Below are 13,735 nucleotides of genomic sequence, written 5' to 3'. Positions count from 1 at the left end.
CTTAACAATGTAATGGGAATCTAGTGTACGGGCGTCAATCGCCCGTATATGTGACTAATATCTCATTGCTCGTGCAACTTTTCATTGTTGCATTGATAAATGTGACTTAAATCACATTTATCCGACTATTGCCAGAATGACCGGGAACAAGAAGGGGGCGACCAGGGAGGTAATAATCCCGCACAGCACCAGCGCCAGCGAGCTGAATGCCCCTTCCTGATAGTCCAGTTCTGCGCAACGGGCGGTGCCGAGGGCATGCGAGGCGGTCCCCATCGACAGGCCGCGGGAGGCTTTAGTCCGGATGCGCATCAGGTTCAGCAGGGTATGGCCAAAGACCGCCCCGAGAATACCGACGAAAATCACGCACACTGCGCTAATGGCCGGAATACCGCCGATGCTGCCGCTGACCGCCATGGCAATCGGCGTGGTCACTGATTTAGGCATAATGGAGGCGGCGATTTGTGGTGTGGCCCCCATCAGCAGGGCGACGGTTGTCCCCGTCACCATGGCGACGACGCTGCCGATAAAGCAGATGGTAATGATGGATTTCCAGCGGGCGCGGATCTGGTGCAGCTGCTCATATAAAGGAAAGGCCAGCGCGACGACCGCAGGCTGCAGCAGATCGTTGAGGATTTTGCTGCCCTGAAAATAGCGATCGTAGGAAATACCGCTGATCAGCAGAAAGGGGATAATCACCACCATCGCCACCAGCAGGGGGTTCAGCAGCGGGAATTTAAAGCGTGCGGCCAGTTTACGGGCGAGGAAAAAAACGATCAGCGTCAGCGGCAAAGACCACCAGATTTCATGCATCATCTTTGACTTCCTCTTTTTGACCGACCACTTTACGCTCGCCGTGGACCAGGTGAGAGCTCCAGCTCACCACCAGGAAAACCACTAAGGTACTGATGGTGCAAGAAACCGCCACCGGACCAAGCTGCGCACGCAGCAAATCCCAGTACTGCATGACGCCGACGCCGATGGGCACAAACAGCAGCGCCATATAGCGAATCAACACGTTACAGCCGGGGTTGACCCATTTGGGCGGCATAATTTGCAGCGCCAGCAGCACAAACAAAATCAGCATCCCGATAATGCTGCCTGGAATGGTAATCGGTAGCAGGGAAGCAATAAAAATGCCGGCGTATAAACAGGCGTAAATCAGGACAAAAGCCCGTAGGTACTGCCAGATAATATTCAGCGATTTACTCATGGTAATAACCCTTGATGAACCGAATTCATCATACAATTAAACCTTGAAATGTGCTACCGATCACATCATGAATTATACGCATACCTGGGATAGCGCAATGGAACCTTCCATGAGATGGCAAACATGGCGATGGCATCGCCGTGAAACGGCGCAGTGCCAGAGGTAGCATAACACCGTTATTGAGCGCGTGTATTCCCGCGACCACCTCGCGTCCCGGTAAGCGTGGCGCTTCACACATTGATTGCTTTCAACCGACGAACAGAGACGCTACCATAGCGCCTCTTTTTTCCCCCGGGTAACAATAATGCGTGTTTTACTGGCGCCGATGGAAGGCGTGCTCGATTCGCTGGTGCGCGAGCTGCTGACCGAAGTGAATGATTACGATCTCTGCATCACCGAGTTTTTGCGGGTGGTGGATCAGCTGCTGCCGGTAAAATCGTTTTACAGGCTGTGCCCGGAGCTACACCACCACAGCCGCACGCCGTCAGGGACTCGCGTACGCGTTCAGCTGCTTGGGCAGTATCCGCAGTGGCTGGCAGAAAATGCCGCGCGGGCGGTAGAACTGGGTTCATGGGGCGTCGATCTTAACTGCGGCTGCCCGTCAAAGCTGGTGAACGGCAGCGGCGGCGGGGCGACGCTGCTCAAAGACCCGGAACTGATTTATCGCGGCGCAAAGGCGATGCGCGAAGCGGTGCCGGACGATTTGCCGGTAACGGTGAAAATTCGCCTCGGCTGGGACAGCGGCGCCCGGCAGTTTGAAATTGCCGATGCGGTACAGCAGGCCGGTGCGACGGAGCTTGTCGTGCACGGGCGTACCAAAGAAGACGCCTATAAAGCCGAACGGATCAACTGGGCGGCCATCGGCGAGATCCGCCAGCGCCTGACCATCCCGGTGGTCGCGAATGGCGAAATCTGGGACTGGCAAAGCGCCCAGGATTGCCTGGCGGCAACCGGTTGTGATTCGGTGATGATTGGCCGCGGGGCGCTTAACGTGCCGAATTTAAGCCGGGTCATCAAATATAACGAGCCGCGGATGCCGTGGCCGCAGGTGGTAACGCTGCTGCAAAAATATACCCAGCTGGAAAAGCAGGGGGATACCGGGTTGTATCATGTGGCGCGCATCAAACAGTGGCTTAGTTATTTACGTAAAGAATATAGCGAAGCGCTGGTGCTGTTTAATGAAATTCGCACCCTCAAAACATCTGCAGAAATCGCTACCGCGATTGCCCGTTATTAGGTTGGATTGTTAATCTGCTCACACTTTATTACTTAAGGACTTTCTGGTGATGGGAATTTCCTCAACAGAGTGATATTGTGGGATTCTAATATTCAGGGTTGCTACTGATAACAGGCAAAACCTAAGCACTTACGCCATGCGTGGCGGGAGTGCTTAGGTTTTTTTTTGCTTTTTATTCTTGAGAGAATTTAATGGCTATATAAAACAACGGGTTATTTTTATTCTGGGTTCATCAATCAGGCAGTTTTATGACTGACGGACACCTTTTGCAAAAAATAAAAAAAGAACATGAATAACGGGCGAATTTATTGCCTGCGGACCGCTATTACCTTTACTCAGTCACAATGGATATCGTTATGCACAACAATAAAATAAATCCTCTGCTGTTGGTGATGACATTTTCACTGTGGGCGCCGGGGGCGCTGGCAGCAGAAACAGAACAATGGAACGGCACGGTATTAGGTTTTGAAAAACCACAAACCGGTTTACTTGGCGATATGTTGGGAATTCGTCCCATCCTCGAAGATAACGGATTTAATTATAATTTCGGCTACCTGAATGAAATGGGCTATAACGCCGGCGGCGGATATAACCATGATAAACATCTGGCTTATATCGACCAGGTGGCATTGACCTTTACCCAGGACCTCGAGCGCTGGACCGGGATCCCCGATGCGCGTATCGAAGGCAATATTGTTAACCGCAATCATAACGACGATCTGACGACCAAACGGCTGCAGGATCCGCGGGTCAATTTTAACGACCTGACCCAGGAGAGCTGGGGTGGACAGTCGATTACCCGCCTTGGCTGGCTGACCTTTGCCCGTAGTTTTGATGACCGCCGCCTGACCTGGCGTATCGGCATGATGAACAAAGTTCAGACCTTCGATCAGATAATCCCCTGTGATTTCCAGACCCTGATGCAGTGTGGCGGCAAGTCGGCAAACTCCATGACGTGGAACAACTGGAACGTCCACACCTGGGGGACGACGCTGGAATATAAACTGACGCCGGAACTGACGCTGAAAGGCGGCATTATGGAGCAAAACCCAGAGGCCTCTTCCCGCAGCCACGCGTGGAGCTGGTCAACCAAAGGCAGTAAAGGCATTCTGCTGCCGGTCGAAATTGAAGCGCGTCCGGTGATCAACGGACTTTCCGGCGCCTATAACCTCGGGGTGTTGTTCACCAACGCGCCGCAAAGCGATCTCTATACCGGGAAATCCGGCGGTCCAGGGGCCAGCGATCCCGAAGGATACGCCCAGCATAACCGCACCTGGTTCCTCTATACCGGGATGAACCAGCAGGTAACCCGCCATGCCGACGATCCCAACCGCGGAATGAGCGTCTCGCTCAGCGCCGGGTTCGGTGACCAGCGCAGCAACTACATTCATACCACCGCCGCCGCGTCCATGCGCTATCGCGGGCTGTTTGATGCCCGTCCGCAGGACTGGTTAGGCTTTGGCGTCACCTACATTGATATGAGCAGCCACTACGCCCGCAACCAGCAGTACATGAACGAGGTCAGCGGCGCTACGGATTACTACGATGCAAACTACCAGCCGGTGGCCGGTCATTCGGTGAATGCCGAACTGTACTATCGCCTGCGCCCGCTTTCATGGCTCGAACTTCAGCCCGGCCTGCAGTACTGGCATCGTCCGGGCGGCGTTGCCCAGACTCAGGATGCCTGGGTCATCGAGTGGAAAACGGTGGTGACTTTCTGACAGCCGGCCGGGCGACGGGCATTTAGTCGCGATCTGTATCACGTTTTTTTGTTTCGTTAGTTGAGACAAACAAAGAAGTTGTTACAGTGCGGGAGTTGGATTGCTACTGCTGCGGCAGGCAAAACCTGATTTCTGGCATTTGTCGGGGGTCAGGTTTTTTTGTTTTTGGGGTTCATATGCAAATCGCCAAAGTTCTTAATAATAATGTGGTGGTTATTCTGGACGAGCAGCGACGCGAGCAGGTAGTGATGGGGCGCGGGTTGGCCTTTCAAAAGCGCGTCGGTGACACTCTGGATGAAAGTAAAATTGAAAAAGTCTTCGCGCTGCACAGTGATGAACTGGTAGGACGCTTAGGCGAATTACTCAGTCAGATACCGTTGGAAGTCATGACCACCTGCGACCGGATTATTGAACTGGCGCGCGGGCGGTTGGGGAAACTGCAGGAAAGCCTGTACATCACGTTGACCGACCACTGCCATTTTGCCATCGAGCGGCAAAAAAAAGGGGTGGCGCTGCGCAACGTGCTGCTGTGGGAAATTAAGCGGCTTTACCCGAAAGAGTTTGAGCTTGGGCAGGAGGCCCGCGCCATTATCGCCCGGCGGCTCGGGGTGGAGCTGGCGGAAGATGAAGCGGGCTTTATTGCCCTGCACCTGGTCACCGCGCAGCTCAACAGCGAAATGCCGGAAGTAATGCACGTGACGCGGGTGATGCAGGAGATCCTGCAGCTGGTGAAATATCAGCTCCAGCTGAATTATGACCAGGAGTCGCTGAGCTACCAGCGCTTTGTCACCCACCTGAAGTTTTTCGCCCAGCGCATGCTGACGCGCACGGTGGTGGAAGATGATGACGTCACGCTGCACAGCGCGGTAAAAGAAAACTACGCCAAAGCGTGGAAATGTGCGGAAACCGTGGCCCGTCATCTGCAGAAAAGCTACCAGCGGTCGCTGACGACGGAAGAAATTATGTTTCTCGCCATCCATATCGAGCGAGTGAGAAAAGAAGGGCGCTGATCCCTTCTGACTATACCCAAAATAATTCGAGTGGCTTGTCGGCGGCAAAGCCGTAAATCCCCAGGCGCTTACACAGATAAGTGACCGGGGTGCGCGGGTGCAGCCAACACCGAGGCAACTTGAAGGATTGAAGGGGATAAAACTGGATTGTTACTGCATAACGCAGGCAAAACCTGAGCGCGACGCCTTTCCCGGCGTGGTTCTCGGGTTTTTTTTATTTTTATACTCAGTCACTGTTGCCGGCAGGCAGCGGAAGAAAGGAAAACAGCATGGAATACAAAGCACTCGCGCAGGATATTCTGAGCCGGGTTGGCGGCAAAGAGAATATTGTGAGTCTGGTTCACTGCGCCACACGACTGCGCTTTAAACTCAAAGAGAACAAAAAGGCCGACGCGGAAGGGCTGAAAACTAACCCTGGCGTGATTATGGTGGTGGAAAGCGGCGGCCAGTTCCAGGTGGTGATTGGCAACCACGTCCACGATGTCTGGCAGGCGGTACGCAACGAAGCGGGCCTCACCGACGACAGCGAGCCGGTGGCAGATACTGGAGAGAAAACCTCGGTACTGGGCCAGGTGATTGACGTGGTTTCCGCTATCTTCACACCGTTTATCGGCGTACTGGCGGCATCGGGGATCCTCAAAGGGCTGCTGGCGCTGGCGGTGGTCTGCGGCTGGCTGGTGCCGCAGCAGGCAACCTACAAAATCTGGTTTGCCGCCAGCGACGCGCTGTTCTTTTTCTTCCCGCTGTTTCTCGGCTACACCGCCGGTAAAAAATTCGGCGGCAATCCGTTTATTACCATGGTGATCGGCGGTGCGCTGACCCATCCGCTGATGATCCAGGCCTTTGAAGGCGCTCAACTGCCCGGCGCGGAAGCGAGCTATTTTCTCGGCATCCCGGTGACCTTTATCAACTACAGTTCCTCGGTGATCCCGATTATCCTCGCCTCGTGGCTGAGCTGCTGGCTGGAGCGTAAAGGCAACGCGCTGCTGCCGTCGGCAATGAAAAACTTCTTTACGCCGCTGATTTGCCTGGTGGTAGTGGTGCCGCTGACCTTCCTGGCTATCGGCCCGGTGGCCACCTGGTTAAGCCAGCTGCTGGCCCACGGCTACCAGATTATCTACACCGTGGCGCCGTGGCTGGCGGGTGCCGCCATGGGCGCGCTGTGGCAGGTCTGCGTGATTTTCGGCCTGCACTGGGGGCTGATACCGCTGATGATTAACAACCTGACGGTACTGGGCCAGGACTCGATGCTGCCGATGCTGCTGCCGGCGGTGATGGGGCAGGTTGGCGCGGCGCTGGGGATCTTCCTGCGCACCCGTGATACCCGGCAAAAAGTGCTGGCGGGATCTGCGGTTTCCGCCGGGATCTTTGGGATTACCGAACCGGCGATTTATGGCCTGAACCTGCCGCTGCGCCGTCCGTTTATTTTTGGCTGCGTGGCCGGTGCCATCGGCGGGGCGATTGTCGGCCTGAGCGACAGCCACGTTTACTCCTTTGGCTTTGCCAATATTTTCACCCTCGCGCAGATGATCCCGCCGCAGGGCATCGATGCCACCGTCTGGGGCGGGGTGGTCGGTATCGTTGCGGCGCTGGTTATCTCCTGCGTGCTGACCTTTGTCGCGGGCCTGCCGGGGAACCGCACCGAGCCTGCTGGCGTGCCGATTGGTCCTGTTGCGGAAAACGCGATCCTCGCACCGATGTCCGGCACCGCGCTGGCGCTGGATCAGGTTCCCGATAGCACCTTCGCCAGCGGCCTGCTGGGGCAGGGCGTGGCGATTATTCCCGCCGTCGGCAAAGTGATTGCGCCGTTCTCCGGGGAGGTGGCGTCGCTGTTCCAGACCAAACATGCGATTGGCCTGCTCAGCGATAGCGGCATTGAACTGTTGATCCACGTCGGTATCGACACCGTGAAGCTCGATGGCGCGCCCTTTACCGCCCACGTTAAAGAAGGCGACCGGGTGAAGGCCGGCGATCTGCTGCTCGAATTTGACCGACAGGCTATTCTGGACGCCGGTTATGACCTGGCGACCCCCATTATTATCAGCAACAGCGACGATTATCGTAGCGTCGAGATCGTCTCCACCAGCGTGGTCGATGCCGGCCAGCCGCTGTTGTCCGTCATCCCTTAATCACAGGAGAGAAAGATGAAGACATTTCCACAGACCTTCTTATGGGGCGGCGCGACCGCTGCCAATCAGGTAGAAGGCGCTTATCTGGAAGAGGGCAAAGGATTATCCACCTCGGACGTCCAGCCGCACGGTGTCTTTGGCGAGGTTGTTGAGCGCGTGCCGGGCGACAGCGGGATCAAAGATATCGCGATCGATTTCTACCATCGCTATCCGGAAGATATCAGCCTGTTCGCCGAAATGGGGTTCAACTGCCTGCGGGTGTCGATTGCCTGGACGCGTATTTTCCCCGACGGCGACAATGCCGAGCCTAATGAAGCCGGGCTGGCGTTTTACGACCGGTTGTTTGCCGAAATGGCGCAGCACAATATCACTCCGCTGGTGACCTTATCGCACTATGAAATGCCGTGGGCGCTGGTGAAAAACTACGGCGGCTGGGGCAGCCGGGAGGTGATCGGCTTCTTCGAACGTTACGCCCGCACGGTATTTGCCCGTTACAAAGACCAGGTCAAACTGTGGTTGACCTTTAACGAAATCAATATGTCGCTCCATGCGCCGATGACCGGCGTCGGCCTGCCGGAAGGCAGCAGTAAGGAAGCGGTTTATCAGGCGATCCACCATCAGCTGGTGGCGAGCGCCCTGGCGGTCAAAGCCTGCCATGAGATTGTCCCCGAGGGCAAAATCGGCAATATGCTGCTCGGCGGCTTAATGTACCCGTTAAGCTGTAAGCCGGAAGATGTGTTTGAAACCTTGCAGCAGAACCGCAGCTGGCAGTTCTTCGGTGATGTGCAGTGCCGCGGAAGCTATCCGGGCTATATGCTGCGCTATTTCCGCGACCAGGGAATGACGATTACCATCACCGATGCCGACCGTGAGGCCCTGAAATCCACCGTGGATTTCATCTCCTTTAGCTACTACATGACCGGCTGCGTCACCGCCGACGAAGAGCTGAATAAGAAAGCGCGCGGCAATATTCTCAGCATGGTGCCGAACCCGCATCTGGCCAGCTCCGAATGGGGCTGGCAGATTGACCCGCTGGGCCTGCGGACGCTGCTGAACGTGCTGTGGGATCGCTATCAAAAGCCGCTGTTTATTGTGGAGAATGGTCTCGGCGCGAAAGACAAGGTTGAGGCGGACGGTTCGATTCAGGACGATTACCGCATCAGCTACCTCAACGACCATCTGGTGCAGGCGCGGGAAGCGATCGACGACGGCGTGGAGCTGCTGGGCTTTACCAGCTGGGGGCCTATCGACCTGGTGAGCGCCTCGAAAGCGGAGATGTCCAAGCGCTACGGCTTTATCTATGTCGATCGCGACGACCAGGGCAACGGCACCCTGGCGCGGAGCAAAAAGAACAGCTTCTACTGGTACAAAGAAGTGATTGGCAGTCACGGTGCCAGCTTAAAAGACTAAGCCTCGCCATCCGTTGCGGCCCGGAACTCCCGGGCCGCCGGGCGTTTATGCTGGTTTACGGGCGCGCAGCAGGAAGATCATCGGTCGCTCCTGCTCTTCCTCCAGTTCCGGCTGAGCGGCGATTTGCTCCGCCGTCGGTCCCCACTCATCAAGATGTTCAATGACAAAACCGGCGGCGACCAGCAGGTTTATCCAGCTGGCCAGCTTACGATGCTGTTTCTTCACGCCGTCGGCAAACCAGTTGCTGATGCGCTCCCCCTCCTGCTGATAGTGGTTGACCGGCCAGTTCTTTTGACCGACGTCGTCCACCTGCCAGCCCTGGCGTAGCGGGGCGGTGTAGATCGGGTGTTCGGCGGAAAACAGCAGCGTACCGCCCGGCGTCAGGGCCTGATAAATAGTGGCAAACAGCGGCGCGACGTCAGGAAGATAGTGCAGCGCCAGCGAGCTGTAGACCAGTTCGCAGCTGCCGGCGGGCAGAGTGAGGGCCTGCAGATCTTCGCAGCGGTAATCAATGTCGCCCGCCGTGCCCATGTCGCGCGCGCGGTCAAGCATGCGGCTGGAAATATCGATCCCGGTAATCTGTGTGGCGCCTTGTTCACGCGCCCAGCGGCAAAACCAGCCGTAGCCGCAGCCAAGATCCACTACCCGCAGGCCAGCTAATGCGGGCAGCATCTGCTGAATGGCAGGCCATTCCGGCGCGCCGTCGAGCCCTTTTATCGAGCGGTCGAGAGTGGCATATCCTGCAAAAAAATCAGGATCATCATAAATATTTTGACTCATAATCACTCCATGAATTATTTGTGTATTTTTAATTACCCTGATTTTTAGTCACACGCTTTACTAAACGGGCCAGTTTCAATTAACTTATTATAACCAACCTTTTTTCGTAATCTGACCTGTCTAATGAATCTAACGTTGAGAAAAAGCGTGTTGGCCGGGATTCCCCTGGTCATCGCTCTGGCTGGCTGCGCGCCGTCCCATGATATTGGCAATCCGCCGCAGCAGCAGACACCTGCCTCTCATGTGTCCATGGATCTCCCCGCCGCCGTTAAAAATGGCTGGCCGCAAAGTAACTGGTGGCAGGATTACCACGACCCGCAGTTGAACAGCCTTATCCAGCGTGCGCTGGCGAATGCCCCGGATATGCAGATTGCCGAGCAGCGCATCAAGCTGGCGGAAGCGCAGGCGCGCATGTCGCAAGCCAATCTTGGGCCAGAGATGGATTTTTCCGCCAACGTTGAACGACAGAAAATGTCGGCCGAAGGGCTGATGGGGCCGTTTGCCACCGACACCGACGGGAATACCGGTCCCTGGTACACCAACGGTACCTTTGGCCTGACCGCAGGCTGGGATCTGGACCTGTGGGGTAAAAACCGCGCGCTGGTGAAAGCGCGCATTGGTGAGGTCAAAGCGCAAATCGCCGAAGAGGCGCAGACCCGCGAGCTGCTGGCCAGCAGCGTGGCGCGACTTTACTGGCAGTGGCAGACCGAAGCAGCAGTGAAGAGCGTGCTGCAGCAGGTTAAAAGCGAACAAAACAATATCGTTAACGTCGACCAGGCGCTGTATCAGCGCGGGATCACCAACTCTGCTGAAGGGGCTGAAAACGACATTAATGTCAGCAAAACCGATCAGCAACTGACCGACGTTGCCGGCAGCATGAAAGAGATCGAAGCGCGTCTGATGGCGTTGACCAACAGCCAAAGCCAGTCGCTGAATCTGAAAGTGGCTAATCTTCCGGAAGTCAGCGCGCAAATGCCGACGGAGCTGGGCTATGAACTGCTGGCGCGGCGCCCGGATCTGCAGGAGGCGCACTGGTATATCGAAGCCTCACTGAGCGAAGTGGATGCCGCGAAAGCGGCGTTCTATCCGGACATCAACCTGATGGCGTTCCTGCAACAGGATGCGCTGCACTTAAGCGATCTGTTCCGCCACTCTGCACAGCAGATGGGGCTTTCCGCCGGGCTGACGCTGCCTATCTTTGATAGCGGCAGGCTCAACGCTAACCTCGACATTGCCAGCGCGCAGAATAATTTGTCGGTGGCGAAGTACAACAAAGCGGTGGTGGATGCGGTCAATCAGGTGGCGAAGACTGCCAGCCAGGTTGAGACTCTGATGGAGAAGAACCAGCAGCAGCAGCAGGTTGAAAAAGACGCTCAGCGTACGGTGAACCTGGCGCAGGCGCGTATGGAAGCCGGGATCCTGGCGGGGTCGCGAGTCAGCTTAGCCAGACTCCCCGCGCTGCAGGAGCGAATTACGGCGCTGCGCCTGCACGGCCAGTGGCTGGATGCCAGCATTCAGCTGACCTCCGCGCTGGGCGGCGGCTATCACCAGACCCCACAAAAATCCAGCTAACACCACAGCTAACATTACAGCTGACGCGGCCGGGGGAGACCCCGGTCGCTGCTTAATGGTTACCCGCTAGGGCTTCTTTTTCGCTTCCCGGCGGCGGAACCACCAGTGAGCGCCCGCCACCAGGACCACCACCAGAATCAGCCAGATCCCGTGCTTCAGATGGCCATCAAGATGATGCAGCCAGGGTCCAATCGCTTCGCCTCCCAGATAACCCAGGGTGGTGAACAGCAGGGCCCAGACCAGCGCGCCGAGAATGTTGAGCGGCAAAAAGACTTTGGGCGGCAGGCGGCTGGCGCCGATCAATAGCGGGCCAATCACCCGAAAACCGTACATAAAACGGGTGCCAATCACGAACAGGTAAGGGCGGCGCTGAATCATGCGCTGCGCTTTGTGGATCCGCGCCTGGTGGCGTGAAAAACGCCGCAGCAGACGACCGCCAAATCGCCTGCCCAGCAGGTACAGCAGCTGATCGCCAATCATCCCGCCCAGCGCGACCGAGATAACCACCAGTGGAAATTTTAACAATCCCTGATGCGCCACGACGCCGCCCAACAGGGTGATGGTTTCACCCTCCGCCAGGCTGCCGACGATCAGCGCAGCGTAGCCATATTGGGAGATCAGGTTATTGATATCCATACACAGAAAAACTCCATTGTTGCTTTGGCTTCAGGCTGGATGGCGCTCGACCGCTTTCGGTCGGTCAGGCAGCACAAAGCAGGGAAGATCATTCTCATCAATCTGTTAATCATACACCCTGCGAGTTAAAACGCGGTGAAGTGCATTTTTATAGCTGTACACAAACTAATCTCTCAGAGTGAATTATACTTGGATCAGTGCTGTACGAAGCCGTGACAAGGGGGATGCTATGAACCATGTCTGGGGATTGTTCGCTCATCCTAATCAGGAAATGAGCGTCATCAAAAGCGAAAATGAGACCATTTCGCACCACTATACGCACCATGTGCTGGTGATGGCTGCGGTTCCGGTGATTTGCGCGTTTATTGGTACCACGCAACTTGGCTGGAATTTTGGCGACGGTAACGTGGTACAACTGTCGCTGTTGACGGGGCTGGCGCTGGCGGTGGTGTTCTATGCCGTGATGCTGGCCGGGGTGGCGGTGATGGGGAGGATCATCTGGTGGATGGCGAGAAGCTATCCGCAACGCCCGTCGCTTAAACGCTGCATGGTGTTCGCCGGTTACGTGGCGACGCCGCTGTTTATGAGCGGGCTGGTGGCGCTCTATCCGCTGGTCTGGCTGTGTGCGCTGGTGGGTACGGTAGCGCTGTTTTACACCGGTTACCTGCTGTATCTCGGTATTCCGACCTTCCTGAACATCAACAAAGAAGAGGGGCTGAGCTTTGCCAGCTCGACCCTGGCGATCGGGGTGCTGGTGCTCGAGGTGCTGCTGGCGATCACCGTGATCCTCTGGGGGTACGGTTACCGACTCTTCTAATCCGTGGTAACCACCGAATCGGTTTGCCGCCGACAAGCCACTCGAATTATTTTGGATATGCATTGCCGACATAAATGGATTTTTATGTCGGCAATGCAGCATTTGCTCACGATTCTTATTAGTCAGATCCCGCCAGTGCACGGTATGATAGGTCCTGCCAGCGTCGCCCACATCCCGGCGCCGCAGCGTACGTTCATAACGTGCAAAAATACTTTCACGAATGATCATGATGCCGAAATTTCGAGTTTCTTTGCTCAGCCTGACCTTGCTCCTGGCTGTGCCTTTTGCGCCCCAGGCGATAGCAAAAACCCCCGCCGCCGCGACGGCCTTGCAGCCGGATATTGCCTCCGGTAGCGCGATGATCGTTGATCTTGCCAGCAAAAAAATTGTCTACCAGAGCCAGCCTGATTTGGTGCGACCGATTGCGTCCATTACCAAAGTGATGACGGCGATGGTGGTGCTGGATGCGCATCTGCCGTTAGACGAAATGCTGACCGTGGATATCAGCCATACGCCAGAGATGAAAGGTATCTATTCACGCGTGCGCCTGAACAGCCAAATCAGCCGCCGCAATATGCTGCTGCTGGCGCTGATGTCCTCAGAAAACCGCGCCGCCGCAAGCCTTGCCCACCACTATCCTGGGGGCTACGACGCCTTTATCCGCGCCATGAACGCCAAGGCCCAGGCGCTGGGCATGACCCATACCCGTTACGTTGAGCCAACGGGCTTGTCGATTCATAACGTCTCGACCGCCCGTGACCTGACGAAACTGCTGATTGCGACCGAACAGTATCCGTTGATTGGTCAGTTGAGTACGACCAAAGAAGATACTGCGACATTTGCCCATCCGGCCTATACGCTGCCGTTTCGCAACACCAACCATCTGGTCTATCGCGACAACTGGAATATCCAGCTGACCAAAACCGGCTTTACCAACGCCGCGGGCCATTGCCTGGTGATGCGCACGGTGATTAATCAGCGTCCGGTGGCGCTGGTGGTGATGGATGCCTTCGGCAAATATACCCACTTTGCCGATGCCAGCCGCCTGCGTACGTGGGTTGAAACCGGGAAGGTGATGCCGGTGCCGGCCTCCGCGCTGAGCTACAAAAAGCAGCGTGAAGCCCAGATGGCGGATGCGATGCTGAAAGGTGGCGCGCAGACGGCGCAAAACGATTAATGCCTCTACCCCCGGCCCGCAGCAGCGGACGGGGGT

11 protein-coding genes and 1 pseudogene are annotated in these 13,735 nt (G+C 56.3%); 8 read left to right on the top strand and 4 right to left on the bottom strand.

Annotated features, from left to right (window positions below; genetic code table 11):
- Nucleotides 1–117: 117 nt before the first annotated feature.
- Together EDF82_RS08955 and EDF82_RS08950 are read right to left on the bottom strand one after the other, a co-directional pair.
- Nucleotides 118–813 (bottom strand): CidB/LrgB family autolysis modulator, encoded by a 696-nt coding sequence (locus tag EDF82_RS08955; protein ID WP_123755143.1) that lies wholly within the window; start codon nucleotides 811–813, stop codon nucleotides 118–120.
- Entirely contained in the window at nucleotides 803–1,210 is a 408-nt protein-coding gene (locus tag EDF82_RS08950; protein ID WP_123755142.1) for a CidA/LrgA family protein, read from the bottom strand. The genes EDF82_RS08955 and EDF82_RS08950 overlap by 11 nt, the downstream gene beginning before the upstream one ends.
- A 304-nt stretch (nucleotides 1,211–1,514) precedes the next feature.
- Between EDF82_RS08950 and dusC the strand changes: the two genes are divergently transcribed.
- The 5 genes and pseudogenes from dusC to EDF82_RS08925 all read left to right on the top strand — a co-directional run bounded on the left by dusC (nucleotide 1,515) and on the right by EDF82_RS08925 (nucleotide 8,717).
- Complete coding sequence (gene dusC, locus EDF82_RS08945) at nucleotides 1,515–2,447, top strand: tRNA dihydrouridine(16) synthase DusC (protein ID WP_123755141.1); 933 nt, start codon at nucleotides 1,515–1,517, stop codon at nucleotides 2,445–2,447.
- A gap of 356 nt (nucleotides 2,448–2,803) precedes the next feature.
- Nucleotides 2,804–4,168 (top strand): carbohydrate porin, encoded by a 1,365-nt coding sequence (locus EDF82_RS08940; RefSeq protein ID WP_123755140.1) that lies wholly within the window; start codon nucleotides 2,804–2,806, stop codon nucleotides 4,166–4,168.
- A gap of 176 nt (nucleotides 4,169–4,344) precedes the next feature.
- On the top strand, nucleotides 4,345–5,178 hold the full coding sequence (gene bglG / locus EDF82_RS08935; protein WP_123755139.1) for a transcriptional antiterminator BglG: 834 nt from the start codon (nucleotides 4,345–4,347) through the stop codon (nucleotides 5,176–5,178).
- 157 nt (nucleotides 5,179–5,335) lie between these two features.
- A pseudogene (gene bglF / locus EDF82_RS08930) lies at nucleotides 5,336–7,307 on the top strand (PTS beta-glucoside transporter subunit IIABC).
- Between the two features lie 15 nt (nucleotides 7,308–7,322).
- Complete coding sequence (locus EDF82_RS08925; protein WP_123755137.1) at nucleotides 7,323–8,717, top strand: glycoside hydrolase family 1 protein; 1,395 nt, start codon at nucleotides 7,323–7,325, stop codon at nucleotides 8,715–8,717.
- A 45-nt stretch (nucleotides 8,718–8,762) separates the two neighbouring features.
- On the opposite strand, the gene EDF82_RS08920 is transcribed toward EDF82_RS08925, so the two are convergent.
- Complete coding sequence (locus EDF82_RS08920; RefSeq protein ID WP_123755136.1) at nucleotides 8,763–9,497, bottom strand: bifunctional 2-polyprenyl-6-hydroxyphenol methylase/3-demethylubiquinol 3-O-methyltransferase UbiG; 735 nt, start codon at nucleotides 9,495–9,497, stop codon at nucleotides 8,763–8,765.
- Nucleotides 9,498–9,620: 123 nt separating this feature from the next.
- Here EDF82_RS08920 and mdtQ point away from each other — a divergent pair, with 123 nt between their 5' ends.
- Entirely contained in the window at nucleotides 9,621–11,069 is a 1,449-nt protein-coding gene (mdtQ, locus tag EDF82_RS08915; protein ID WP_123755135.1) for a multidrug resistance outer membrane protein MdtQ, read from the top strand.
- Between the two features lie 66 nt (nucleotides 11,070–11,135).
- On the opposite strand, the gene EDF82_RS08910 is transcribed toward mdtQ, so the two are convergent.
- On the bottom strand, nucleotides 11,136–11,705 hold the full coding sequence (locus EDF82_RS08910) for a DedA family protein (RefSeq protein WP_123755134.1): 570 nt from the start codon (nucleotides 11,703–11,705) through the stop codon (nucleotides 11,136–11,138).
- Nucleotides 11,706–11,934: 229 nt separating this feature from the next.
- Between EDF82_RS08910 and EDF82_RS08905 the strand changes: the two genes are divergently transcribed.
- Both EDF82_RS08905 and pbpG read left to right on the top strand, forming a co-directional pair.
- Nucleotides 11,935–12,522, top strand: a complete 588-nt coding sequence (locus EDF82_RS08905; protein ID WP_123755133.1) for a Yip1 family protein — start codon at nucleotides 11,935–11,937, stop codon at nucleotides 12,520–12,522.
- A 226-nt stretch (nucleotides 12,523–12,748) separates the two neighbouring features.
- Nucleotides 12,749–13,699: a D-alanyl-D-alanine endopeptidase gene (gene pbpG, locus EDF82_RS08900; protein WP_174507852.1), complete on the top strand. Its 951-nt coding sequence runs from the start codon at nucleotides 12,749–12,751 to the stop codon at nucleotides 13,697–13,699.
- Nucleotides 13,700–13,735: the final 36 nt, after the last annotated feature.

It is taken from the genome of Klebsiella sp. BIGb0399, assembly GCF_003752615.1.
GTDB classification, from domain to species: domain Bacteria; phylum Pseudomonadota; class Gammaproteobacteria; order Enterobacterales; family Enterobacteriaceae; genus Klebsiella; species Klebsiella lignicola.
This window is presented reverse-complemented; position numbering and strand designations above follow the sequence as displayed.

Coding starts and splice junctions, on each gene's coding strand:
- EDF82_RS08955 (WP_123755143.1), bottom strand. CDS start 813: ATGATGCATGAAATCTGGTGGTCTTTGCCGCTGACGCTGATCGTTTTT.
- dusC (WP_123755141.1), top strand. CDS start 1,515: ATGCGTGTTTTACTGGCGCCGATGGAAGGCGTGCTCGATTCGCTGGTG.
- EDF82_RS08950 (WP_123755142.1), bottom strand. CDS start 1,210: ATGAGTAAATCGCTGAATATTATCTGGCAGTACCTACGGGCTTTTGTC.
- EDF82_RS08925 (WP_123755137.1), top strand. CDS start 7,323: ATGAAGACATTTCCACAGACCTTCTTATGGGGCGGCGCGACCGCTGCC.
- EDF82_RS08920 (WP_123755136.1), bottom strand. CDS start 9,497: ATGAGTCAAAATATTTATGATGATCCTGATTTTTTTGCAGGATATGCC.
- EDF82_RS08905 (WP_123755133.1), top strand. CDS start 11,935: ATGAACCATGTCTGGGGATTGTTCGCTCATCCTAATCAGGAAATGAGC.
- bglG (WP_123755139.1), top strand. CDS start 4,345: ATGCAAATCGCCAAAGTTCTTAATAATAATGTGGTGGTTATTCTGGAC.
- EDF82_RS08910 (WP_123755134.1), bottom strand. CDS start 11,705: ATGGATATCAATAACCTGATCTCCCAATATGGCTACGCTGCGCTGATC.
- EDF82_RS08940 (WP_123755140.1), top strand. CDS start 2,804: ATGCACAACAATAAAATAAATCCTCTGCTGTTGGTGATGACATTTTCA.
- pbpG (WP_174507852.1), top strand. CDS start 12,749: ATGATGCCGAAATTTCGAGTTTCTTTGCTCAGCCTGACCTTGCTCCTG.
- mdtQ (WP_123755135.1), top strand. CDS start 9,621: ATGAATCTAACGTTGAGAAAAAGCGTGTTGGCCGGGATTCCCCTGGTC.